Origin of the sequence: Streptomyces sp. NBC_01635 (genome assembly GCF_045209715.1) — a bacterium.
Lineage (GTDB): Bacteria > Actinomycetota > Actinomycetes > Streptomycetales > Streptomycetaceae > Streptomyces > Streptomyces hirsutus.
The window spans coordinates 114,583-138,233 of sequence record NZ_CP109277.1 but is presented as its reverse complement, the minus strand read 5'-3'; the positions used below and the strand labels follow the sequence as shown (position 1 = coordinate 138,233).

Here is a 23,651-nt window from a genome sequence, read left to right as displayed (position 1 = left end):
TACGCTGCCGAGTGGATCGCCACGCAGCTCCGCCGGAGCCTGACGGCCGATGAAGCCGAGGCGGCAGACCTGCGCGAGGCGGCGGCCGGCCGCCCGGACCGGACCGTGACGTATGAGCCGGCCGCACGACCGGCGTCGTCACGGGGGCGGGGCTGTGACCAGCTGATGGCATGTCAGGGTGTGGTGGGGCCGGGTGGCAGGTCCGAGTCAGGCCGTGGTGGGCACGGCGGCAGCGCCGGTGACCTGATCCCGGATCACGAAGCGGACGGTCGTCTCCGTGCGGCAGTGGGCGGCGGTCATCCGGTGGCTGCGTGGCCGGAAGCGGGGTGAGATGCCGCCGAACGCGGACAGGAACCGCCGGGCTCCTCCGACACCGCGAAAGCCCTTCATCGCGCGTTCACGCCGCCTCGTCGGCTGCTGGGAGTTCTCGGCCCGGCTGTTCAGGCCCTTGTGACAGCGATGCTCGACCGAGGGCATCACCTCGCGGTGGGCCGCCCCGCGGGAGCGCAGCTTGTCCGTGACGCTCACCCTCGGCATCGTGCGGGTCGTCCTCAGCACGCGGCGGAAGAAGCGCCGGGCCGCGGCCCTGTCCCGACGGTTCTGCACCAGGATGTCCAGCACGTTGCCGTCCTGGTCGACGGCCCGCCACCGGTACCGCTGCTCGCTGCTGGTCTTGATGAAGACCTCGTCCGGATGCCACGTGTCCCCAGGCCGGGGCTGCCGGCGGCGCAGCGCGTCGGCGTACTGCTGCCCGAACTTCCCGCACCACCGCCGCACCGTCCCATAGGAGACCGTCGCGTTGTACGACAGAGACAAGCCCCCCCACGAACGACCCCTCCCAGCCCGATCAACCAGAGGACCGTCCCACCGGTCGGCCAACGTGACAGTGCCGGCCATGCACCTGCCCGCCTCGACCTGGACCATCGGGCAGTTCCGGTCAAAGGGCTCACCACCGGGTGAACCGCACCCGAAACTTCGGCCTGATTTCGTCTGCAATGCAACGATCCGGCCAACCCCCCATGGTTTTCCACCCTCCGGACAACCGGGCGTCCGGTCCGTTCCTCTCACAACGCGGGCACGACAAGCGCCCGTCACTCTGCCTGCGCGGCGGCTTTCCCGGCCTGGCCGACAAGCCGAGCCGCCGACCGCCTGCTTCCTTTCCACAGCATCCGAAGGACGAGGGATCGATGACCAGAACGCACAACACCCGGCCGCGGCGTCCCCTGCTCGCCGGCACCACGGCGGTCGCCGCCATGGCCGTGACGGCGGGGCTCGTGGCCGCCACTGCGGAGCCGGCGAAAGCAGCGGCAGGGCCCAAACTGAGCCTTGTCGCCGCGACCACTTCGATCACGCTCACCTCCTGGAAGGAGGAGCCGGGCGTCTACCTCGACCTCGGCACCTACCTCACCGCCGAGGGGACGCCGCTGGAGCTGAAGGTGACCCGGAAGTCCTACAAGGACCCGGTGACCATCACCCAGACCGTGTACGAGGGCGGCAAGGCCAAGGCCAAGGTGCTGCCCAAAGGCACAGTGAAGGACTTCTCCGGACTGCGGGACTTCGCGGAGATCACGGTCACGGACAAGGCGGGCAAGAAGGTCCTCAGCCGTAGCGAGGACTTCTGCCCGAACAACGCCAGCGGCCGGGTGCGACCCGACGCGCCCGCCACCTCGAAGTATCCGGAGAGCTGCCCCACCAACCCGTTCACCCTCGGTTCGGTATGGGGCGTCGAGAAGGGCTGGGCGGCCAACACCTACGCGGGTTCCTACACCGAACCGGTCATGCTGGCAGCCGGCACCTACACCGCCAAGGTCGGGGTCGCCAAGAAGTACCGTGACCTGTTCGGCATCGCCAACAAGCCGGCCACCGTCAAGGTGACGGTGCAGGAGCGGAGCTACGAGGACGAGCAGAGCGCCACCGGGCCGGCGTCCCGGTCCTCCGCCTCAGGCGAGCACACAGGCCACAAAGCCGCCCACCAGGCGCCGACCGCGCATACGGGCCACGGGCCGGGACACGCCCCGACGCCCGCCCAGGGGCCCGCGCCGGTCACGAGCGGCGCGGGCCCCTCCTACAACGTGGGCCACGGGCCGCTGAAGGCGGCGCCCCCCGCCCTGCCGTGGGCGCTGAAGAAGCAGCAGGCCGCGCGCTCGATGCGGGTCGGCGACACGGGCGGCCAGACCGACGGCTCGCGCAAGGCGCCGGCGCTTCAGCCGCTGTCGAAGCGGCCCGCCGGCAAGCCCACCGTCCCCAACGTCCCCAAGCCCGACCTGCGCTCGCTGCCGGCCTACGGCATCGTCGTCAGCGACGGTGAGAAGGACATCCCCGGCAAGGACTATCTGGCCTTCAGCGCCAACGTGTGGAACGCCGGCCCGGCGCAGCTGGTGGTGGACGGCTTCCGGTCGCCCGGCAAGGCCAAGATGGACGCCTACCAGTACTTCTACGACGCCAAGGGCAAGCAGGTCGGCTACACCCCGACCGGCACCATGGAATGGGACCCGCGTCCGGGCCATATGCACTGGCACTTCACGGACTTCGCCAGCTACCGGCTGCTGAAGGCGAACAAGAAGGAGGCCGTGCGCAGCGGCAAGGAGGCCTTCTGCCTCGCGAACACCGACGCGATCGACTACACGGTAAAGAACGCCAACTGGCATCCGTTCAACACCGATCTGTCCACCGCCTGCGGTGCGGAGAACTCGATCTCCGTCCGGGAGGTGTTGGACGTCGGCTCCGGTGACACGTACTCACAGGACCTGCCGGGCCAGTCCTTCGACATCACAGACGTGCCCAACGGCACGTACTACATCCAGGTGCTGGCCAACCCGGAGAAGCGGCTGAAGGAGACCAGCGTCGACAACAACAGCGCTCTGCGGAAGATCGTGCTCGGTGGCAAGCCGGGTAAACGGACGGTGACCGTACCGGCACACGACCTGGTCGACGAGAACTGACAACACGGCAGAAGAATTACCGACGCGGGTCAAGGGGCCGACGGCCACGTGCAATGGCCGTCGACCCCCACGCCGCACGGTTGCAGTTCCGCTGCCCGCCCTCGCGGCGGCACACGGGGCGCGCCGTTCCCCGCCCGCCAGGACCGCTCCGTGGCACGGCCGCTACTCACCTGCGCGTGCAGTGGGCAATGAGCGACTCCGCCGGGCATCTTGAGTGCGGGGCTCACTTGCCTTGTCACCACCAGCATTCCCAGTTCAGGCCAAGAGGGATTCCAGAGAGCGGTTCGCGAATCGTTGAGTGGTTCTGTGGTCGCCCGATGGTGTAAGTGCGGGCGGAATCTGCTGGTCCACCGCCTGCGGACCGAGTTGGAGCGGCTGCGCCACCAGTACGCCCCGGCGCTCGCCGGGGAACGCAACGCCCGTCAACTCGCCGAGGCACAGGCCTGGCGCCTCAAGGTGCGCCTGGACGAACGCACCGTCCACATCGAGGATCTGCAGCGCGTCCTGGCGGCCCTGACCCCGGCCCCGGACCGCGCGGCCATTCCCCAGCCCGCACCGCCGTTCCAACCCTGCGTCGTCCCTGACCGGCCCCGGCGCCGACGGAAGGCCGGGGCGGCCGAGCACGGCACCGCCTTGGGCCGGCGGTGCCGTGCTCGGCCGCCCCGGGACCGACGCCGCTGGCTGCGGCACGTTGCGCTTGGGCTCGGGTGCTGCGCGTCGGCGGGGCCGCCGCGCTCACCCGGCCGCTGAGGCGCCCGGAACGCGGGGAGGGAACACGGGGAGGGAAGGGGGAGGGCCGGCGCCCAGGGTGCGGCGTCCGGCCGGACGCGGGGGCGTGGGCGCCGGCTCCGTGGTGGCCGGGACGGCGACGGAAAGGCGCTCTGCGGCGAGCCGGGCGCGTGGTGCCGGGGGCGGGCTGCCTTTTGCGTGAGGCGGCTCGGCAAGGACAAGTCCGGTGCCCAGCGGGCGGCGGTGGGCCATCGCCCGATCGGACGCCTCCGCGGTGGTGGCCAGCGAGGGCAGGCCAGCGGTACTCGGGTGTCGGCCCTACGGTGGTGGCATGGCAGTGATCAACGGTTGGCGGCGGGGGGTGGGCGCCCGGGCCGGCATGCTGGACGTGCTGGGGCCGGTTGTGCTGTTCGTGCTGTCGGTCGTGGCCGCCTCCGTCATCCCGCACGAGCACCGGATCTGGGTCCGCCCGCCTGTCGTGATGCTGGCGGGGGTCTGCTGTTTCGCGTTGCTGTGGCGTCATCGCCACCCGTTCGGCGTCCTGGTCACCGCCCTCGCCTGCGGGGTGGTCTTCCAGATGCTCGGGGTTCGGGAGAGTCCGTTGGTGACGAGTCCGGTCATCGTGTCCATCTACACCGTGGCCGTCCGGACCGACCGGCGCACTGCATGGATGGTGGCGTTGGCCTCGGCCGCCCTGCTGGTCGGGGCAACCGTGGTGTTCGGCTCCGGCTCCGGCTCATGGCTCATCCGGGACAACGTGGCGATGCTGGCCTGGACGGCCCTGCCCGCCGCCGTGGGGGACGGGGTGCGCTCACGCCGCGCGTATGTGGCGGCCGTGGAGGAACGGGCGGAGTACGCGGAGCGGACCCGTGAGCAGGAGGCACGGCAGCGGGTGGCGGCCGAGCGGATCCGGATCGCGCGCGAGTTGCACGATGTGGTCGCGCACCACATCGCCTTGATCAACGCGCAGGCCGGTGTCGCTGTTCACCTGGTGGAGCGGCGGCCGGAGCAGTTGGTCACCGCTCTGGAGGGCATCCGGGACACCAGTCGGTCCGCGCTGGAGGAACTCCGGGTGACCGTGGGCCTCCTGCGGCAGTCCGATGATCCAAAAGCGCCGCGGGATCCGATGCCGGGCCTGGCGCAGGTCCCGGAGCTTCTGGTGTCCTTCGAGCGTGTCGGCCTGTCCGTCAGGCACATGCGGCACGGCATGGCCGAGCCGCTGGCGCCGGCGGTGGACCTGGCCGCATACCGCATCGTGCAGGAGGCCCTGACGAATGTACGCAAGCACGCCGGGGCCGATCACGCCCGCCTCTACCTGCACTACCGGCCCCAATGGCTGACGATCACGGTCGAGGACGACGGGCGCGCCCGACCGCACAAGCCCCGCCCCGGGACCGGCCACGGGCTGATCGGGATGCGCGAGCGTGCGGCCAGCGTCGGGGGAAAGCTGGAGGCCGCGGCGCGCCCCGACGGGGGCTTCACCGTGACCGCCGAACTGCCGCTGCGGCCGGGCGCGGCAATCGTGGCACCGATCGGGCGGGACGCCGAGGAGAGATGGGCATGACGATCCGCGTACTGCTCGCCGATGACCAGGCCCTGCTGCGGGGCACCTTCAGGATGCTGTTCGATTCCGCCGACGACATGGAAACCGTGGGCGAGGCGTCCAACGGCCGCGAGGCGGTGGAGCTGGCGAGGACGCAGCAGCCCGATGTGATCCTGATGGACATCCGCATGCCTGAGATGGACGGCCTCGTCGCCACGCGGCTGATCGGCGAGGCCGAGGACCTCTCGGCGGTGAAGGTCCTGATCCTGACCACCTTCGAGAACGACGAGTACGTCGCGGAGGCCCTGCGGGCAGGTGCGAGCGGCTTTCTCGGCAAGGGCGCCCGGCCCGAGGAGCTGCTCGACGCCGTCCGCACGGTCGCCGCAGGAGACGCGCTGCTGTCCCCCTCGGCGACCCGGGGGCTGATCAGGCGCTTCCTGGCGCAGCCAAAACCGTGCACGGCAGCCGTGCACGAGCGGCTGGAATGCCTGACGCGGCGGGAACGCGATGTCCTGGGGCTTGTCGCGCTGGGGCTGTCGAACGACGAGATCGCCGAGCGTCTGTTCGTCAGCCCGCTGACGGCCAAGACCCACGTCAACCGGGCGATGAGCAAGCTGGCCGCCCGCGACCGGGCCCAGCTGGTGGTCATCGCCTACCAGTGCGGCGTGGTCAGCCCGGCGACGCCGGCGACTCGTCCCCCGGGGGCCGGGTGAAGGCCGGCGTGGCCGCGGGGCGCGTCGTGGCCCTGTCGTAGGCCGGCCTGCCGGATACCGCGGCCGTGGTATCCGGGAATTGCTGCGCGGGGACGACGCGCAAGGGGCCGTTCCCGGGCGATGGTGGGGTCAGGAAACGGAGCCGTGTACCGGTGCACCAGCCGTACACCGGCCCCGTCGACGGCGCGATTCTCACCCCGCACGAAGGGACCCGCCATGTTCACTGCCTCCCAGGATTGCCGCACCATCGGCGACCTGCTCGAAGGACACGCCCTCAACGTCCTGGACCCCGGCGAGGCGAGCGCGGTCCGCGCCCACCTGGTGACCTGCCCCGACTGCCGGGACGAGCATCACTGCCTCGCGGTCGTGGCCGCCCACCTGTCCGCTCTGCGCACGGCCCTGGCGCACGACCCCGGCCGGCGGCAGCCGTCCTACCTGCCCGGCTTCGGGTGCCGCCATGGTTCGCGGCACCGGGGCCGTCGGCACGGTGCGGCCCGGGGGGCCCTGGCCGCCTCGCTGACGCTGTCCCAATGGGTGAGCCGGCTTGCCTACGTCAGGTGAGCGAGGTGGCGGCGTGCTGATCCGTCCGGGCGGATCGTGCCGATCGGCCCGGGCGGCACCCGGGAAGTGCGCGCCGAGCGCGCCGGTGATGGGGCTCGGCGCGCACCGCGGCGGACGCCGCCGGCGGCCCCTGGTCGTGCACACGACCAGGAGGAACCGTGCGCGTGCCCGCTGCCGGGCATTTCTCACCGCGCACCGCCGCCCCTCCGGGGCTGCCGCGACGGGCCGCGATCGCCCTGTCCTACGGGTGGCCGAGGATGCGCTGCTGGCGATCGTGGACGAGGCCGTTCCAGCCCAGCCCGTCGCCGACCGCGTGGTGGCCGCACGCGGCCGGCCGGGGCCGGTGTCCGGCGCGGTGACGCAGACCGGCGGGGAACAGATCTCCGTCTACCACAGGCTCAACGCGCGCCTGAGCCGACTGTTCATCGACGACGGCTTCGACGAGCTCGGAAAGCGGGCGTTTTGGCTCCTCTCCTGCCACCAGCGGATCCTGCACCAGGCGGTGAACTTCGCCTGCGCCACCCACCCGGACCCTCGAGCAGAGGCGGCCCGACCGCGCATGCGCGGTCGGGCCGCCTCTGCTCGAGGGCTTGCGGCGGCGCTCTCACGTGGTTGAGGGCGTGGGTCCCTGCCGGCGCATCGAGGTGCGGCGGGGCCGGGTTCCGGGCCGGTGCTCAGGCCTCGGCGGGCCGGCCGGCGGCTCCGGTGGCCTGGTCCCAGAGGGCGAAGCGGATGGTCGTCTCGGCGCGGTGGTCGGTAGGTTTTGGAGGCAATTGGTGATCACTCGCCTCGTGAATCTCGACGAAAGGTGACGGCACTTCGCAGGTGGTGTTCGTGGGCCTCGCGCAGCCCTACCGCCTGGTCGTCGCCGGCCGGGGCCGCGTTCGCCGGCGACGTCGCCGCGGTGGTGGTGCCGGCCGGATCGGCGGTCGGGGTCGGCTCCGGCCTGGGCGTGGGTACGGCGGGTCTGGTGCTCCAGGCTTCGGTGAGGAGGTCGGTGGGCGGCTTCTGCGGCCGCTCACCAAGACCTACGACAGCGTGCCGCCTGCAGTCGACGGCGTGGAGGGCGGCATGTCCACGCCGTCCACTCGCCGGCCGGTGCAGAGGCCGGCGAAGGGGGGCGGACGGGTGAGCAGGCAAGCGTGAAAGGGGCCCGGCACCGGACACGCCGACCCCGTGTGTCCGCGATTCGCCCGCGGCGACAGGCATCATGTCCTTGGCCTGCTCGCGCGGTGGCGCGTGGGACCTGTTGACCCAGGACTCGAACACGGGATGGATCATGCTGGACAGTCCCGCCTCCACCCCGCGAGGCCGTGCGGAGCACGGCGGGGCGCGCGTTGTGGCCGCAGTCCTTCTCCTGGCCGATGCCGGGATCCACGCCTACGAGGCCATCGACGCGGACGTGCCCTTCCTCATCGGCGGTTTCATCGCCACCGCGGTCGGCACCGCTACGGGCGCCCTTCTTCTTCTGACCCGCGGACCGCGGCTGGGCTGGGTCGTGGGAGGGCTCACCGCGTTGCTGACCACCATCGGCTACATCATCACCCGTGCCACGCCCGTTCCCACCGACGAGGACGACTACGGCAACTGGCTGGAACCCCTGGGCGTCTGCTCGTTGGTCATCCAGGGCATCGTCGTCGTCATGGCCGCCGTGGCGCTGAGCGGGCCCGCCCCGCTACGGCCGGGCCACCTCGTCCAGGAGGCGAAGTCGGTGACACCCGGCCTCCGGCCCGACGACCCGGGTTCCGGTTCGCCCGACGAGCCGCCCCCGTCACCATGAACCACAGCCCGTCGCGGGCGGCGGGCACGCGTCCAGGACGCTCACGTGGACCCGCCGGCCGCAGGTGCACAGTGATGAGGACCTGGGCCAACGTCAGGTCCTCGCCCTCATCGAGACGCTCTGCAGAAACTGCACCCCGCGGACGGCAAGACGCCACGTCACCGGCCCGCCCACGTGCTCGAAGGCCCCACCCGCCGCCCAGCAGCGCAACGGGAATACCGGTTTCACCTGCCGTGTCAACGAACGACACGCTGCGGCCGCGGGTGAACAGGCACCGGCAAAGTCCCCCGGACAGCGTATCGGGGTATCAAGCCCATTACAGGAAAAGCAATCTGATTGTCCATCAGTGCGCCATGAAACAGCATGCAAGTCGCCTCTGTACCCGATTGGGGTCAATCTGCCGACTTCCCTTTATCTCTCGATATGGCAGACATGGGAATCGGTCAGTACGTTCATCACGAGTCGGCTGGCCAGCCGACCTCCCGAGACAGGAGAAGCGCGTGATGAATGCCCGTCCCACCGTCGTTACCGTGGCCGTCGCGGCCGCCGCGGGCCTGGCCGTTGCCGGTATCACCTATGCCTCGGCGTCTGTCTACGGGTCGGCCCAGGCTGCCCCCGCAGTCCAGCAGGCGGCCGCCCCGGCAGTCCAGCAGGCGGCTGCCCCCGCATTCCAGCAGGCGGCCGCCCCCGCCTCGGCCCTCATGGGCGGCGACTCCGGCAAGGGCAACGAAGGCAGGGGCAACGAAGGCAGGGGCAACGAAGGCAGGGACCACGAAGACCGAGGCTTCGAAGGCCGGATCCACATCAACGAGCGTTCCTACTCGGACGACCCGGGCGGCTGCATCACCATCGTGAGCGGCCTGGGCTCCCGAAGCCTCAACATCCGCAACGACAGCCGCAGGAGCGTCGAGGTCTTCCGCGGAGCCACCTGCGACAACGGCGCCCCCATCGCCACCGTCGGACCGCACAGCTCCAGCACCGGCGTGCACCCCGGCCACGTCCAGGGCGGCGTCTTCGTCAAGAACGGAGTGGTAGGCAGCTTCCGGGTCATCGACCACTACTTCGGCGGACACGGCGGAAACAACGGACACGGCGGAAACAACGGACACGGCGGAAACAACGGACGCTGACCAAGCCGCCACCCCAGCACAACATGAAGACCCCGGCCCGCTGGAATCGGGCCGGGGTCCCCCGTAACATCCCACCCCGGACACCCCGCTTTCACGCACCCGCCCGGGCACCTCATCACAAATCCGGACAACGAAGCCCTGCCGGCCCAGCCCCACCACGCCGGCGCACTCAGGGCGATTTCAAAGCCGGAGCGATCATGTAGGTGTGCAGGTCATGGCGGTGTGACGATGCCGGGTGGGTGCGCAACCGTACGCAATGAAGCTCCGTTGCGGAGGTGACCTTCCCGAGTCCCCTTCGCTCAAAGGAGCTTCGATGTGCCGTCAGTCTTCCACCATCTGCCTGGTCAAGTCGCCCACTCATCGGCACCGCGCGACCGGTCCGCTGGCCGAGCGGCCGCTGACACGGCCGATCTGCGGCGCCGACGCGGGAAGCGTCACCCGTTCGTGGCAGTACTGCTGATCGCGTTCTCCGCTGTCGTCACCGGAGCGAAGACGTTCACGGCGATCGGTCATGTGCTCTCCGCCGCGATGGGCGAGATCACCCGCGAGCTTGCCCCCGGCTGTGATGTGGCTGTTGCACTTGCGTATTGATCTTGGTTGTGACCTGCTGTTACTCAGCTGTACTGGGCGGTATTTCTGTTCCCCGGGGGAGGGTCACGCGGCGCGGAGGCGTGGGCGAGCGGTGCCATGTGGGCTGAGCTGGCCGTTCGTGCTGCGCAATGAGCTGAGCGAGGCGGCGGCTTTTGCACAGTGTGGGTGATGCGCGTGTAGGCACGCGGAGGTTGTCGGCCGGTGTGCTGGGGCCGCGAACGGCGGCGGTGTGTGTCAGCGGGTGGTCAAGCGTTGCCAGAACAGGTCGTGGTCGACGGTGCTGCTGCTCCCGGTGGGCGTCCCCGTGCTCTCGTGTCCCGGCGTAACTCGGTGGCCCGGACAGACGGTTTGTCCGTCGCCTTGTGTCCTTTTGCCTGGCGCGTCGTGGCCACGGGGTTCTCGCCGCCGCACTCATCGACGGCACCGCCCTCACCCTCACGGTGACTCGCAGCGACGAGCAGCTGGCCCGGACTCCGCCGCCCCTCCAGGGCCCGGCAAGGGACCGGTCCGCCTGGGTCGACCGCAGACGTCTAGGACCTGTCTTCTTGAGTGAAGATACTGGCTGTCTGTCAGTCGAACATGCCCGCGTAGGGGTCCGGTTCGCCAGTCATCGGATCCAGGCCCGCGTGGAACCGGCGTTCCTGCTCCTCGTGATGGACGAAGGCGCCCACTCGTCCCCACAGCGAGAGGTCGCTCAGGGGGCACGCGTCGAATTCAGCAGTCACGAGGCGCCGCAGGAACTCGGCCCTACCACAGTTGAACAGGGCCCAGCGGGGATTGCCGTGCCCTCTCCAGACGATCACAGGCCATTGGTCGGGGTTCGGTCCGGTCATCAGCCAACCGGGTTCGTTTGCGTTACATCCGCTGCCCCAGGGCAGCACTCGGTCAGCACCCAGTTCAACTCCGGGTACTCCGCCCTCCGTGGTCCACGGTTCGCGGAACCCGGCTGTGTGCTGACTCTCACCTCCCTGCCATAGGCGATCATCATTCCGATGTCATATGAGATGGCTCCATGGCCCGCTAGATGCAGGAGAGACACGGGATTGCTTCAGACATGAAATGAGAACTGTTGATGCAGGCATCTGAGAATTGCCTGTTCATTCCACTGAGAATCACAATACGAAGATGGCTGTGACCTGCTGTTTCACCCTGAAGGTGTTCAGTGAGGTGACCTCCACACGGCTCCATGCTGACCGCGTGTACCGCCCGAACTCGCAGGCCTATCAACAGGCTGTCCGATGGCCGATGCGTATAGCACTGGCGACCGTCGCTCGCGTGTGCTGCACCCTAAACCGATCGACGACGAGTCACTCCCGCTCGCGCGGGCTCTTACGACAGCGAGGCCGGTGAGGTCATCCTGAAGACCGAGTCACTCCCGCTCGCGCGGGCTCTACGTGCACCGCTGGTGCGCGCAACTGGAGGAGGCCGAGTCACTCCCGCTCGCGCGGGCTCTACGACAGGATCAAGGCACGCCGGATGTACGAGAACGAGTCACTCCCGCTCGCGCGGGCTCTACCCTCTCTGACCTGGTCATTCTGATTGGCTTTGCCTGTCATTTGCTCGCGACCGGCTAGGGAAATGATGTCACATCAGCGGTTGAGTCTGTAGGGGATCGATGTACAGAGCGTGGATTTTAGTGCGTGCAAGGCTGGTTGCGCTGCCTTCTGGGCAATCAAGCTCTCGCAAGTTTCGCGGGTGGCAGTGTGGGGGGGATGGGAGCTGTTGAGGATGCCCGGAACGGCGGTGTTGACCTTCGTCCGTACGGGAAGTTCGATCGTACGCCGCTGAGGGTGTATTCGCTGCTGTTCCACTTGATCGACGTGGGTGCGGTGGCCGGGGTGCTGTGGGACCGGTTCCTGACCCCGAGTCAACGCAAGGTCATTAGCGCCGGGCTCGACGTCTCGCAGGAGCAGGCGCGTTCGCTGGTGTGTTTCCTGGCTGCCATGCATGACATCGGGAAGCTGATCCCGTACTGGCAGTCCTTTGAGCCCTCAGCGTACATACGGCTGGGGGAGGACCTGCTGGCGGATGCGGGCCCGGTGGTGCACGTGCCGCACGCGCGTGCGTCGATGCATGCGGGGCTGCATCTGTTGGGCGAGCTGGGATTCGCCGTCGGCGGGAACGACAGCCCCGCCGTACGCGCCGCTCAGTCTCTGGGCGGGCACCATGGCCGGTTCCTGCAACTCGACGTGGACGGGGCGGCATCCGCCCAGCGGGTGCAGGCCACCCTGGGCGGACCCGCGTGGCAGGACCTGCGCCGCCGCTACACCCGGCTGCTGTGGCACCTGTTCGGCGTCGACGAGGCTCCCAAGCGGGTGTCGGCCGAGGCTGCGGTGCTGATCACGGGGCTGACGATGGTCGCCGACCGGGTCGCCAGCCAGCGCCGGTACTGGGTGCCCAACGCGGACACTCCGTCCTTCGGCGCCGCAGAGCACCACAGTCACGCCCGCTGGCAGGCCGAGGAGGAAGTCGAGCGGCTCGGACTGGCCCGCTTCGCACTGAACCAGGTCCCGTTCACCATCGCTCACCCGGGACTTAAGGAACCCAACGCTCTTCAAGCTTCCGTGATGGAGGAGTTGCCGCACCTGGTCGCCGAGCGGGGGAGTGGCATCGCGGTGGTCACGGATGCCATGGGGGCGGGCAAGAGCGTGGCCGCCCTGGAGATGGCGCGGATCTTCAACGAGCACTGCGGTACTCAGGGGGTGATGTGGCTGCTGCCGGCCACGGCCGCCGCCGACCAGGCCTACGAGGTCCTGGACCGGTACGTGCGCGCCCACCAGCCCGAGTACGCCCTCGTGGCGCTGGTGCACCACCACAGCGAACTCAACGAGGCCTACACCGGCCGGCGCCTGTCCCCGGCGGACACGTCCGTCCGGGACGGACCATCCGACGCCCCGTTCACTGACGACCCGTACGACCTCTCGGACGACGAGACGGAGTGCGGCCCGGGCACCGCCGGCCCTGACCGGTGGCTGCACGGAGGGGACAAGGCGCTCCTGGCCCAGTACACCGTCTCCACCACCGATCAGGCGCAGATGGCCGTCCTTCCCGTCCGTAACAGCGCGCAGCGCATGCTGGCCCTGTCGGGCAAGACCGTCGTGGTCGACGAGGCCCACGCACTGGACCCGTTCAGCCAGATCCAGTTGCTGCGCCTGCTGCACTGGCTGGGTGCCCTGAACTGTCCGGTCGTCCTGCTGTCGGCGACGATGCCCGCGTCCACCGCCACCGAGCTGGTGCGGGCCTACCTGTCCGGAGCCGGACGCACCGGTCTCCACGATGCCTCGTTCGCCCCCGGCTACCCGGGGTGGCTGTTCGCGGACGCGGCAACCGCCACCGCCCACCGCATGTCCGAACCGGCCCAGGACCGGCAACGGGCCGCCCAGCGCAGGACCGCTCGCATCCGCATCCGCCCGGTTACCTACCGGCGCCTGGGACAGGCCGGCCGCAGCGTCGAGGCGGGGGAGCGCCTGGCCGTGATCGCCGACACGCTCCAGCCGGTGGCCCGCCACGGCGGATGCGCGGCCGTGGTGTGCGCGACCGTCGCTGAGGCACAGGACACCTACCAGTACCTGCGCCGCACGTGGACCGGCCCACCCCACGACCTGGTCCTCGTCCACGCCCGGGTCCGGGGGCGGCGACGGCAGAACACGCTGGGCGACCTTCGCCACCGGCTGGGGCCCACCGGCCCGCGTCCGGCCCGCCTCGTCTTCGTCACCACCAGCCTCCTCGATACGAGCCTGGACATCGACGTCGACCTGATGGTCAGCGATCTCGCTTCTCTGCCCCGGCTGCTGCAGCGCCTGGGGCGCCTGGGCCGCTTCACCCGCCTGTGGGCCGGGCAGGACCGCCGCCCCGCCTGGTGGGAGCGTGACAATAGCCCGACGCTGACGGTGCTGCACCCGGTCAACTCCCGCGGCGCGACCGCCCTACCGCCCGGGTGGGGGACGGTCGAGCCCGCCGTCACCCTCCACGAAACCGCCCGGCTCCTCCCGGCCCTGGAGGAAGAACCCCTTGTTGTACCCGATGATGTCCAGGCCCTCGTCGAACGGGTCCACGGCGTCACCTCCGGTTTCGCGGCAGAAACGACGCGCCTGCAGCAGATGGCTGCCACCCACCAGGCCCGCACCGGCCGTCAGCAGCAGCTCAGCGCGATCCACCTGATACCCCCGGCGAAACGGGTCTCCTCCCTGGCCGACCTGCACCGCCAGCACCTCACCACCGCCCAGGCGGCCACCCGGCCCGGTGTCCTGCCCCGCCGCCTGCTGCCCTGCTACCGCAGCCCCGACGGCACCCTGACCCTCGACGAAGCCGGCCTTCTCCCGCTCCCGGACCAGGAACACCTCAGCCCGCGCCACCTGCGCAACATCCTGGAACACACGCTGCCCGTCCCGGCCGCCTGGGTCGCCCGCGCTTCCGCCCGGCATCATCCGCCCGCAAGCTGGAAACAGCACCCCCTTCTCGCCGACACCGTGCTGCTGCCCACTGATTCTTCAACACGGAAGAGTGAACAGTGTTTTGGCCATCACTGGCTCCGCATGGACGAAGAACTCGGCCTCCTGCACCGCAAAGACCACTAGCGATCACTGCACGTAAAGCTCAGGGCCGAAAGCATCACGCCACCCTTCGATAGTCAGACTTTCTCACCGGTCGTGAAGCGCCGCGGCGACATGATTCGCTGTGCCCGCACACCACCGAACGCCTGGCCGCACATCGCACACCGCTCCGCCCCACAAGGGCGCGGCGATGTCCCCTGCGCAGCACTGGCCGCACTCTGCCGGCCCCGGCCGCCGCCTTGCCCCACAGCAACAAACCGCCCGAGAACACCGCCCCGGCCACGCCTTGCCCGCACCCCGGGCACCTCCGCACGCCCCTCCCCAGTCCCGAAAGAACCATCCCCTTGCCTTCGTTATCCCCGCCCGCCACGTTCAGCGCAGCCGACAGCCCCTGGATCGACATCCGCACCGGCCCCCACTACGACCACGTGGGCCTGCGAACCCTGTTCCTGGACGCTCACCGCATCGACGACCTCGCCCTGCCCCACCCGCCGGCAGCCTCGGCACTCCTGCGGATCGCGGTCGCCATCACCGCCCGGATCACCGGCCTCGACGACCCCGAGCTCACCGCCTCCCAGTGGAACACCCTGCGCCGCGCCTGCCTCAACCAGGGCCGCTTCGCCCCGGACGCCGTCCACGCCTACTTCGACCAGCACGCATGGGCCGTCTTCGACCCGATCAGACCCTGGCTGCAGGCACCCTCGCTGAGCACCCAGTGCCCCCACAGCACCGGCATCAACGCCTTCGTGACCGGCCGCCCCGCCGGCAACAACCTGGCCTGGTTCAGCCCGCACAGCCACCACACCACCGAACCCGTGCCCACCGCCGAGGCTCTGCAGATCCTGCTCATCCACCACTACTACGGGCGCTCCGGCAGAGGCACCCCCCGCACCATCGACGGCGCCACCAGCATGAAGCAGACCAGCGGGCCCCTGCGCTCCAGCGTCTCCTTCCACCCCCTGGGCCGCACCCTGCACGAAACGCTCCTCACCGGTGTGCCTGCCTTCACCGGCGACGAACAGCCCCCCGGCACCGACGCCTGCCCCTGGGAAGAACCCGCACCACCCGACCCGCAGGCCCCGCCCCGCCCGCTGACCTGGCCCGGCCGACAGCTGACCGGGCTGAGCCGGCACGCGATCCTCCTCGTGCCCGGCCAGGGCGGCGCCACCGTCACCGACGCCTACATCACCTGGGCCGCCCAGCAGCCCAAGCCGCTCACCACCGACCCCTACCTCGCCTACCGCTTCATCCCCGAACGCAAGAACGTCGCTCGGCGCCGCACTACCCACCGTGCCGATGCGTCCCGCGCCTGGTGGCGCGACCTGGAGACGCTGCTCCTGGCCCCGGACGAACACGGCACGCACCGCCGGCCGGCCATCTTCGACACCCTCAACGACCTTCCCGAATCCGTGCGGCGCAGCCTGCGGATCCGCGTTCACGGATTCGACCAGGACGGCAAGGTCATCGACCGGCAGTGGTACACCGCCCTCACCCCGCCGCTGCTGAACTGGACCCAGGAACACGACCCGGTCAAAGCCCAGCGCATCGCCGAGTGCTGCCGCGAGGCCGAAGGGGCCGCGCGCCGGCTGGCGACCGTCGCCAAGGCGGCCTGGAAGGCCGCCACCGGCAGTAGCCCCGCCAAGAGTCAGCGGCCCCCCTGGACCGGCAAGGCCCTGACCCGGTACTGGCCGAAGGCCGAAACGGTGTTCTGGCGGCTCCTGGACGAACCCGACACCGGTGCACCCACCGCGTTCGCGGACGCGGCCGCATCCGCCCTGCGCGAGGTCACCGAAGCCGCCCGGATCCGCCACACCTCCGCAGCCCGCGCCGTCGCCCATGCCGTCAAAGACCTCTACCGCCGGCCCTCAGCACCCCGGAAGGCCGCCTGATGCCCACCGCAGCCGAACACCGCGCCTCCTGCGACGCGTTCGTCGCCCACATCCACCTCCTGTGCGCCGAGCCGGGCGTCCGCGCCCGCCTCAGCCGAGGACGGGGCCGGCCCGTCGAGGAATGCGCCCCCATGGACCGCTACCTGTCCCGGCGCACCGCGCACCGCACCGGGCGCCGCGCCTACTACACCGTCGCGAGCCTCATCGCGGCGGCCGGGCCCCAGGCCCACACCCCGGGCGTGCGCCCCGACCCGAACGACCACACCAGCCTCCTCAGCCTGGAAGACGATCCCGGCCTCCTCCTCGTCGCCCCCGCCGACCCCGCCCCATCACCGCCGGATCCGGCGGCCTGGTTCGCCCGGCCGAACCTCGGCGCCACCCTCGCCACCGCCGTACGCAAAGCCGGCCACGGAGCGGAGCGCACCGAGGACCTCCTGAGCGTCCTGACCCGCCTCAGCGATGACCAGTTGCACCGCCGCCTGCCCGCACCTGTCACACGGCTCCTGAAGGACGGCATCACCCCCGACTGGGGTGTCCTCCTCCACGACCTGGTGCAACGCCCCCACCAGCGTGACCAGGTCGGCTTGCGCTGGCGCGACGCCTTCTACCTCGCCACCCCCGAGCCCCGGCGCCCCTGACACCCCCGCCCCAACCGGCTCCGCCCCTCCCTGCCGGCGCTCCCCACCGGGACACCACCTCGGGGCAGGTCGCCCGGCAGCTCACGTCCCGGAACCGTCCGGCGCACCTGGGCCCCCGCCCGACCGCCCAGACCGGCCGGCGGTACAGACCGATCCCGACCCTTCCCGCAGCCCACGGCACCCCGTACCCCGCGGGCCGTATCACCGGCATGCCCGCCGCCCCAGTGAAAGAAGCACACTCATGCACACCCCGGCACGCTTCCTCGACCTGCACATCCTCCACCCCGTCACTGCCGCGAACCTCAACCGCGACGCGGACAACGACCCCAAGACCATCTCCTTCGGGAACGCGATCCGGGCCCTCGTCTCGCCCCAGGCATGGAAGCGCCCCATCCGCCTCAACGTCGAACAGGACCTGGGCGAGCACGCCGCCCGCACCCGCATGGTGCCGCCCCTCGTCGCCCGGAAACTGCAAGAAGCCCAGTGGCCCGCGGCCCTCGCCGCGTTCGCCTCGGCACAGATCGTCCACTCGGCCAAGAAGGGCGGCCTGCAGCACAACGCCAAGGAGGGCTACCGCACCCAAGCCATGCTCTACCTCCCGACGGACGTCATCGACGACCTCGTCGCCCTGTGCGAAAAGCACCGCACCGAACTCGAAGAAGCACTCGCCGCCCACACCCCCAAGAAGAAGATCGACTCCGTTCTGCCCGCCAAAGACCTCGCCGCGCACCTGACCCGCCGCACCGCGAGCATCAACCTGTTCGGGCGGATGTTCGCCGAACTTCCCGCCGGCCACGTCGAAGCAGCCGTGCAGATGGCCCCCGCCTTCTCCGTACACCAAAGTGATCCGCAGCCCGATTTCTTCACCGCGGTGGAAGACCTGCCCCAGGACGGAGACCCTGGCAGCGCCCATCTCCAGACCGCGTTTCTGACCACCAGCGTCTTCTACCGTTTCGCGACCATCAACATCACCGACCTCCACCACAACCTCGGATCCGGCGCCCCCGCCGGCACGGTCAACGATCTCGTCGAGCTCTTCGTTCGGCACTTCATCCTGAGCATGCCGGGCGGCAAGAAGACGTCCACCGCACCGCACACCGTCCCCGACCTCGTCCACTACGCCGTCCGCGACCGCCGCTCCGTCTCCTACGGCGCCGCCTTCGAACAGCCCGTCAAAGCAGCCCCCCAGGGCGGTTACACCGACCCTGCCCGCCAGGCGCTCACCGACTATGCCGCCACCATCAGCCGCCTGCTCGGTACCCGCCACCTCGTCGCCCACGGACACACCACCACCACCAAGCCCATCAAGGCCCTCGGCACCCACCACACGTCCTTCGACGACCTCGCCGCCGCCTGCGCCACCGCAGCAACCAACGCCCTCACCCCCGCGGGCCGGCCGTGACCGGGCTTGTCCTGCGCCTGGCAGGCCTTCTCCAGTCCTCCGGCGAACGCGGCGTCTTCCACTACCGCGACACGTGCGCCTTCCCCACCCGCTCCTCACTCATCGGCATGTTCGCCGCGGCCCAGGGCCGTCCCCGCGAACACGCCCTCGACCCCTACCCCCACCTGCAGTCACCCGATGACACCACCGCCCCCAGCCACCGCGATCTGACCTTCACCATCCGCATCGACCAGCCCGGCACCCTCTACCGCGACTTCCACACCGTCGGCGGCGGCTACCCCCGCGAACAAGGCCTCCTCACCGGCAAGGGCACCCGACGAGAACGCGCAAAGGCCACGCTCGTCTCCCACCGCGACTACCTGACCGGCGCCGTCTTCACCATCGCCGTCCAAGGCCCCGCCTCCCTCATCAACCACATAGCCGAAACCCTGGAACGCCCCCGCTTCGGACTGTTCCTCGGCCGCCGCGTCTGCCTGCCCGACGAACCCCTCGTCCTCACCGCGGGCAGCCCCGACCCCGTCGACGAACTCCTCACCCGCACCCCCCTCACCCGCAACCGGCCCCCCGCCCCCACCGACACGCACCTGCCCACCACATTCGTCTGGGAACACCCACCCCCCGACACCGACCCCAGCACTCCGCCCGACCGGGAAAGCACCAGCGAACCTGTCAACCTCACCCGTCACGCCCGACGTCACCTGCCACGCCCTCTGTGGATGACCACCGAACACCTGCCCGCCCACCTCCATGCGGGACCCCGACCGATCGACGCCCTCACCGCGTACGTGCACGGAGAACCCGCATGACTAGCCTCACCCGCATCGTTCTCAACCCCCACAACGCAGCGGCCAGAGCCGACCTCGCCGACGTCGACAGTCTCCACAAGACCCTCATGCGCCTGGTCCCCGACCACATCGGCCCCACCCCCCGGGCCACCGCCGGCCTGCTGTTCCGCACCGAACCCGGACCCGACCCCACCCTGCTCGTGCAGACGGCCCCCACGCCCGACCTCACCGCCCTGCCCACCCACTACGGCACAGCCCGGACCCTCGACCTCACCCCCCTGCTCAACTCCCTCACCCCCGGGCGCACCATGCGCTACCGCATCACCGCCGCCCCCACCGTCGCACGCTCCGCAGGCAATCCCACCCGCCACCCCGTCACCGGAAAACGCCGCGGCAAGATCACCCACCTCACCGGCGACGACGCCATCGCCTGGTGGCAACGCCGCGCCGCGGCCGTCGGACTCGAACCCGTCACCGTCTCCGGCCTCCCCCGTCCCTTCCCCCGCACCCGCCTCGCACGCTCGGCCCCCTACTTCACGCTGACCCAGTTCGACGGCCTCGCCCGTATCACCGACACCGGCCTCCTCACCCACGCACTGAAGACCGGCATCGGCAAAGCAAAAACCTACGGAGCCGGCCTTCTCTCACTCGCCCCCGCCTGACCCCAACCAGAAAACACAACCGTGACGACACAAAGCCCTGACCAGAACGCCCTGCGCGCCGCCGCCATCCACCGCCTCTACACCCTCGAACAGTCAGAACGGCTCACCCGCTCCCGGATCATCGGCGTTGCCGACGCCTTCGGCGTCGACCCCCGCACCGTCGACCGCTGGCTCGCCAACGCCCGAGCCAACAACGGCACCTACCAACCCCAGGGCCGCCCCTGCTTCGTCCTCACCCCCCACATGCTCGACGCGGTGGCCCGCTGGCGCGGCAACGCCACCGCCGCGTGGAGGGAACTACGCGCCGAAGGCCACCCCGTCCCGTCCCTCCCCACCTTCCACCGCGCCGCCAACAGAGCCCTCACACCCGGGATACGGGCCGGCCTCCGCGGCGGCGAGAAGGCCCGCCGACGCTTCGACGTGGCCGGTGAACGCGAACGCCACCACCGCAACTACGCCTGGGAAACCGACCACGTCGAAGCCAGCGTCAAAGTCCGCATCGAAGGCCACATCCGCAAACCATGGATCACCTTCTTCATCGACTGCGCCACCTCAGCCATCTGCGGCCTCGCCATCAGCCCGCAACGCCCCAGCCGCGAAGGCGTCCTCGTCGCCATCCGCGACGCCATCCTGATCGACGAACACCACGGACCGTTCGGCGGCATCCCCACGTACGTGCGCGTCGACGGCGGCAGAGAATTCCTGTGCCCCACGGTCAAGGAAGCACTCGGCGCCCTGGGATCCGAAATCATCGAACTGCCCCCCTTCGACCCCGAAGGTAAAGGCAACGTCGAAGCAGTCAACGGAGCCATCAAAAAGACCCTGTTCCCCGGCATGCCCGGCTACACCCACGCCCCCACCCTCCACGGCGGCAAACCCGTCGACCCCGACCAACCACTGCTCCACTTCGAAGCGTTCGTCGACCGGGTCCTCGAATGGGTCCACCACTGGAACCACGAGAACACCCCCAAGAGCCTGAAAGGCCGGACTCCCTGCGAAGCCTGGGACGCCGACCCCGCGCTCATCGACACCGTCACCGCCGAAGACCTCCACACCTACACCCTCGAACGCCACGGAAAGCCCCTGACCATCAACAACGGCGGTGTCCGCTGGCGCAAGCGCAACTACATCGCCGACTGGATGCACGGCCGCGTCGGCGAAAAGGTGAACCTGCGCTACCTCCCGCACCACGATCACCGCGTCGAGCTCTACGACCCGCACACCGGCCGCCACCTCGGCGCCGCAGTCATGGCCCAACAAGCCACCCGGGAACAGGCCCTCAGCCTCAAACGAGCCCGGCGCCGCGAAGCCGACCGCCTGCGCGCCCAGCTGAAGAAGGCCGAGAAAAACCGCAACACCCGCTACGCGGCCGCAACCCGCCCCGCCCCGCCCGAACCCCTGGACGTGATGCCCGAGGAAGAAGCCCTCGAGCACCTGCGCGCCCTCGACGGCTTCGACCCGGCCGCAGAAGCACTGCCCGACCTCATCCAACTGCCCGAACCCGACGCCGAATGGACCCTGCCCCTCAACCCCAACACCGCACCCTCACCCCAGCCTCCGACACACCCCAAGGACCAGCCGTGAGCACCCCCACCCCCTCGCCCCGCCCCAGCCAGCTCCCGCCACCCAGCCAGGACCACTACCTAGGTCTCACCGGAGCCAACGCCATGGCCACCAAAGCCGTAGCCGAAACCGAAGCCCGCATCCTCAAGGCCATCAAACACAACGCCATGGTCTGCATCCACGGCCACGTCGGCCTCGGCAAAACCTTCGCCGTCCACACCGTCCTACGCCGCCGCGCCCCCGAAATCACCGTGCGGCTGCGCTACAACAACGGCGCCAACATGAACGAAATCCGAACTCAGCTCTGGCGCCGCCTCGACCTGCCGGGAGAACCGCCGCAGTCCGTCGGCCCCTGCGACCAGCAAATCCAAGACGCACTCGAAGCAGAGCCACGCGTCCTGCTCGTCGACGAAGTGCAAGGACTCGGGACGAAGGCACTGGAGTACTTCCGCACGCTGTGGGGCGACGACGCCCGCCGAGCGGCCATCATCTTCGTCGGCAGCGGCAACGCCCGGCAGAAGATCCTCAACAACCCGGCCCTGCACTCCAGGATCCTCGACTGGTACCAGTTCAGCCCTCTCACACCGACCGAAGTCCAGGCCATCATCCCCGCCTACCAGCGGACCTGGGCCGGGGCGCAGCCCGAACTGATCCTCTACACCGACGACATGGCCGGCCACGGATCGTTCCGGAACTGGGCAAGGATCACCCTCCTCCTCCACGACGCACTCGAGGAGAACCCCGACCTCACCCTCAGCAAGGACCTCATCCGCTGGGTACTCAGCCGCATCGACCCCACCACCCGCCACACCCCACAACGCAGCTGACCCCACCAGCCCTCGGCCGGAGCGGACCCCGTCTGCGGGAGTGCCCGCGGTAGCGCTCGCCCGCCCGGCCCGTCTCCCGGACACGGTGCATGGGCGTGAGGCGATCATCGTGCTCGCTGCGATCTCGCCGGTGGACCCACTCCTCTCGTGCACCGACCCGGCCGCCGCGCACCGTTCCAGCCCTGGCTGGGCACCAAAGCTGTTCGCTGCGGCCAAGGCCGGAAGCAGCCCAGGCTTCTGCGTCGGGCTGTGCTGAAGCAGGGGCGGTCGGAGGCTCAACCCCTCCCCGGAGCTCCCACCGTCGCGACTGAGCTGGACCTGACCACGTATGCGTACCAGTGCGAACAGCGACTGCACCTGCGGCTACGCAGGCTCTTTGATACATCGACACCAGCCGGTCCCCATGAGGTACCGACTCATTGATCTTGATCGCGGCCTGCCGTTGCTCCGCTGCACTGGGCGGCGCGTTCGGCCCGTGGCGGGGGAGGGCTTGCTCGGCGCTGAGTGGGATGGCGCGAGCGATGCACGGGCTGAACTCGCCGCTTGTGCTGCGCAGGCCAGGCGGTCCAGTTGGCAGTGCAGCGCGCAAGATGAATTCGGAACTCGGGTGGCGGCAGGTGGTCCGTGACGGCGCTTAGGTCGCCGAGCTCGACGTCGACAGCGACTGCCTGACCGGCCGGTCGAAGGGGATACGGCTGATCGTCCGCAAGGAATGCCCGCACCTCGGCGCCCAACTGTGCTTCACCGACGCCGACGGAATGCGCTCGACCTGCTTCGCCACGAACAGCAAGAACACCCCGATCGCCGAGCTGGAACTGCGACACCGCCAGCGGGCCCGCGCCGAGGACGCATCCGTGCCGCCCGCGCCACCGGACTGCGCAACCTCCCCCTGCACGACACCGCGCAGAACCAGGTCTGGCTGGAGATCGTCCAGATCGGCATGGACCTGCTGGCCTGGATGCCGATGCTCGCTCTCACCGGCGGCTCCCGGCTGTGGGAGCCCCGCCGTCTGCGGCTGTTCTCCGCCGCCGCCCAGATCGTGATCACCGGACGGTGCCGCATCCTCCGCCTCGCGGCCCAATGGCCTTGGACCGGCATCATCACAGACGCCCTCGACCGGCTCGACACTCTCCCGAGCCCCGGCTGGCCGGCAGCATGTGGTCCCTACGAGCAGCACCACCAGAACCCGAGCCGTGGAACCTGGCGCCCACCCGACGCGACAGCCGGACCATCACCCTGCCCACACGCAGAAATCTCCGCCCTGAGCGAGCAGAAGGGGTCCGTCAGCAAGCTGCCGGACCCTCATGCGAGATCGAGACCCTCATGCGAGATCGAGACCCTCA

Annotated in this window: 20 protein-coding genes and 1 pseudogene; 19 read left to right on the top strand and 2 right to left on the bottom strand. The window is 69.9% G+C overall.

The genetic code is table 11. The annotated features are described in order from the left end of the window. Positions 1-207: 207 nt before the first annotated feature. On the bottom strand, positions 208-816 hold the full coding sequence (locus OHB56_RS00655) for an IS6 family transposase (RefSeq protein WP_326750668.1): 609 nt from the start codon (positions 814-816) through the stop codon (positions 208-210). Positions 817-1,187: 371 nt separating this feature from the next. On the opposite strand from OHB56_RS00655, the gene OHB56_RS00650 reads away from it, so the two are divergent. The 10 genes from OHB56_RS00650 to OHB56_RS00605 all read left to right on the top strand — a co-directional run bounded on the left by OHB56_RS00650 (position 1,188) and on the right by OHB56_RS00605 (position 9,989). Then, positions 1,188-2,942 carry a lysyl oxidase family protein gene (locus OHB56_RS00650; RefSeq protein ID WP_326750667.1) on the top strand — a complete coding sequence of 585 codons (1,755 nt, stop codon included), beginning with the start codon at positions 1,188-1,190 and terminating at the stop codon, positions 2,940-2,942. Positions 2,943-3,248: 306 nt separating this feature from the next. Next, complete coding sequence (locus tag OHB56_RS00645; RefSeq protein ID WP_326750666.1) at positions 3,249-3,692, top strand: hypothetical protein; 444 nt, start codon at positions 3,249-3,251, stop codon at positions 3,690-3,692. A 310-nt stretch (positions 3,693-4,002) separates the two neighbouring features. Next, a complete protein-coding gene (locus tag OHB56_RS00640; protein ID WP_326750665.1) occupies positions 4,003-5,235 on the top strand; it encodes a sensor histidine kinase in 1,233 nt (410 codons plus the stop codon). Next, a complete protein-coding gene (locus tag OHB56_RS00635; RefSeq protein WP_406351022.1) occupies positions 5,232-5,927 on the top strand; it encodes a response regulator in 696 nt (231 codons plus the stop codon). The genes OHB56_RS00640 and OHB56_RS00635 overlap by 4 nt, the downstream gene beginning before the upstream one ends. A 216-nt stretch (positions 5,928-6,143) precedes the next feature. Then, positions 6,144-6,488, top strand: a complete 345-nt coding sequence (locus tag OHB56_RS00630; RefSeq protein WP_406351021.1) for a zf-HC2 domain-containing protein — start codon at positions 6,144-6,146, stop codon at positions 6,486-6,488. A 247-nt stretch (positions 6,489-6,735) separates the two neighbouring features. After that, positions 6,736-7,104 (top strand): hypothetical protein, encoded by a 369-nt coding sequence (locus OHB56_RS00625; RefSeq protein ID WP_326750662.1) that lies wholly within the window; start codon positions 6,736-6,738, stop codon positions 7,102-7,104. A 663-nt stretch (positions 7,105-7,767) separates the two neighbouring features. Beyond that, complete coding sequence (locus tag OHB56_RS00620) at positions 7,768-8,268, top strand: hypothetical protein (RefSeq protein WP_406351020.1); 501 nt, start codon at positions 7,768-7,770, stop codon at positions 8,266-8,268. A gap of 503 nt (positions 8,269-8,771) precedes the next feature. Further along, complete coding sequence (locus OHB56_RS00615; RefSeq protein WP_406351018.1) at positions 8,772-9,398, top strand: hypothetical protein; 627 nt, start codon at positions 8,772-8,774, stop codon at positions 9,396-9,398. Between the two features lie 313 nt (positions 9,399-9,711). After that, positions 9,712-9,858, top strand: coding sequence for a hypothetical protein (locus tag OHB56_RS00610; protein WP_406351016.1), 147 nt, complete (start codon positions 9,712-9,714; stop codon positions 9,856-9,858). Beyond that, positions 9,843-9,989, top strand: a complete 147-nt coding sequence (locus OHB56_RS00605; protein ID WP_326750659.1) for a hypothetical protein — start codon at positions 9,843-9,845, stop codon at positions 9,987-9,989. Before OHB56_RS00610 ends, OHB56_RS00605 begins: the two co-directional genes overlap by 16 nt. A 569-nt stretch (positions 9,990-10,558) precedes the next feature. Here the strand turns inward: OHB56_RS00605 and OHB56_RS00600 are convergent. Continuing rightward, positions 10,559-10,792 carry a hypothetical protein gene (locus OHB56_RS00600; protein WP_406351014.1) on the bottom strand — a complete coding sequence of 78 codons (234 nt, stop codon included), beginning with the start codon at positions 10,790-10,792 and terminating at the stop codon, positions 10,559-10,561. A gap of 909 nt (positions 10,793-11,701) precedes the next feature. Here OHB56_RS00600 and OHB56_RS00595 point away from each other — a divergent pair. The 9 genes and pseudogenes from OHB56_RS00595 to OHB56_RS00555 all read left to right on the top strand — a co-directional run. Next, complete coding sequence (locus OHB56_RS00595; RefSeq protein WP_406351012.1) at positions 11,702-14,566, top strand: CRISPR-associated endonuclease Cas3''; 2,865 nt, start codon at positions 11,702-11,704, stop codon at positions 14,564-14,566. Between the two features lie 320 nt (positions 14,567-14,886). Then, positions 14,887-16,431 (top strand): type I-E CRISPR-associated protein Cse1/CasA, encoded by a 1,545-nt coding sequence (gene casA, locus OHB56_RS00590; RefSeq protein WP_406351010.1) that lies wholly within the window; start codon positions 14,887-14,889, stop codon positions 16,429-16,431. Continuing rightward, entirely contained in the window at positions 16,431-17,069 is a 639-nt protein-coding gene (gene casB, locus OHB56_RS00585; protein WP_406351008.1) for a type I-E CRISPR-associated protein Cse2/CasB, read from the top strand. The genes casA and casB overlap by 1 nt, the downstream gene beginning before the upstream one ends. A gap of 241 nt (positions 17,070-17,310) precedes the next feature. Beyond that, positions 17,311-18,471 carry a type I-E CRISPR-associated protein Cas7/Cse4/CasC gene (gene cas7e / locus OHB56_RS00580; RefSeq protein WP_406351006.1) on the top strand — a complete coding sequence of 387 codons (1,161 nt, stop codon included), beginning with the start codon at positions 17,311-17,313 and terminating at the stop codon, positions 18,469-18,471. Next, positions 18,468-19,277, top strand: a complete 810-nt coding sequence (gene cas5e, locus OHB56_RS00575; RefSeq protein WP_406351004.1) for a type I-E CRISPR-associated protein Cas5/CasD — start codon at positions 18,468-18,470, stop codon at positions 19,275-19,277. The genes cas7e and cas5e overlap by 4 nt, the downstream gene beginning before the upstream one ends. Next, positions 19,274-19,918: a type I-E CRISPR-associated protein Cas6/Cse3/CasE gene (gene cas6e / locus OHB56_RS00570; protein WP_406351002.1), complete on the top strand. Its 645-nt coding sequence runs from the start codon at positions 19,274-19,276 to the stop codon at positions 19,916-19,918. Before cas5e ends, cas6e begins: the two co-directional genes overlap by 4 nt. A gap of 21 nt (positions 19,919-19,939) precedes the next feature. Next, complete coding sequence (locus tag OHB56_RS00565; protein ID WP_406351000.1) at positions 19,940-21,502, top strand: Mu transposase C-terminal domain-containing protein; 1,563 nt, start codon at positions 19,940-19,942, stop codon at positions 21,500-21,502. Continuing rightward, on the top strand, positions 21,499-22,308 hold the full coding sequence (locus OHB56_RS00560) for an AAA family ATPase (protein ID WP_406350998.1): 810 nt from the start codon (positions 21,499-21,501) through the stop codon (positions 22,306-22,308). Before OHB56_RS00565 ends, OHB56_RS00560 begins: the two co-directional genes overlap by 4 nt. Before the next feature lie 479 nt (positions 22,309-22,787). Next, positions 22,788-23,452, top strand: a pseudogene (locus tag OHB56_RS00555) (transposase); the annotation flags it as partial. Between the last annotated feature and the right edge of the window lie 199 nt (positions 23,453-23,651).

Excerpts from the sequence above, each read along its gene's own strand:
- casB (WP_406351008.1), top strand. The coding sequence starts at position 16,431 with ATGCCCACCGCAGCCGAACACCGCGCCTCCTGCGACGCGTTCGTCGCC.
- OHB56_RS00615 (WP_406351018.1), top strand. The coding sequence starts at position 8,772 with ATGAATGCCCGTCCCACCGTCGTTACCGTGGCCGTCGCGGCCGCCGCG.
- cas7e (WP_406351006.1), top strand. The coding sequence starts at position 17,311 with ATGCACACCCCGGCACGCTTCCTCGACCTGCACATCCTCCACCCCGTC.
- OHB56_RS00630 (WP_406351021.1), top strand. The coding sequence starts at position 6,144 with ATGTTCACTGCCTCCCAGGATTGCCGCACCATCGGCGACCTGCTCGAA.
- OHB56_RS00635 (WP_406351022.1), top strand. The coding sequence starts at position 5,232 with ATGACGATCCGCGTACTGCTCGCCGATGACCAGGCCCTGCTGCGGGGC.
- OHB56_RS00595 (WP_406351012.1), top strand. The coding sequence starts at position 11,702 with ATGGGAGCTGTTGAGGATGCCCGGAACGGCGGTGTTGACCTTCGTCCG.
- OHB56_RS00640 (WP_326750665.1), top strand. The coding sequence starts at position 4,003 with ATGGCAGTGATCAACGGTTGGCGGCGGGGGGTGGGCGCCCGGGCCGGC.
- OHB56_RS00650 (WP_326750667.1), top strand. The coding sequence starts at position 1,188 with ATGACCAGAACGCACAACACCCGGCCGCGGCGTCCCCTGCTCGCCGGC.
- OHB56_RS00610 (WP_406351016.1), top strand. The coding sequence starts at position 9,712 with ATGTGCCGTCAGTCTTCCACCATCTGCCTGGTCAAGTCGCCCACTCAT.
- cas6e (WP_406351002.1), top strand. The coding sequence starts at position 19,274 with ATGACTAGCCTCACCCGCATCGTTCTCAACCCCCACAACGCAGCGGCC.
- OHB56_RS00620 (WP_406351020.1), top strand. The coding sequence starts at position 7,768 with ATGCTGGACAGTCCCGCCTCCACCCCGCGAGGCCGTGCGGAGCACGGC.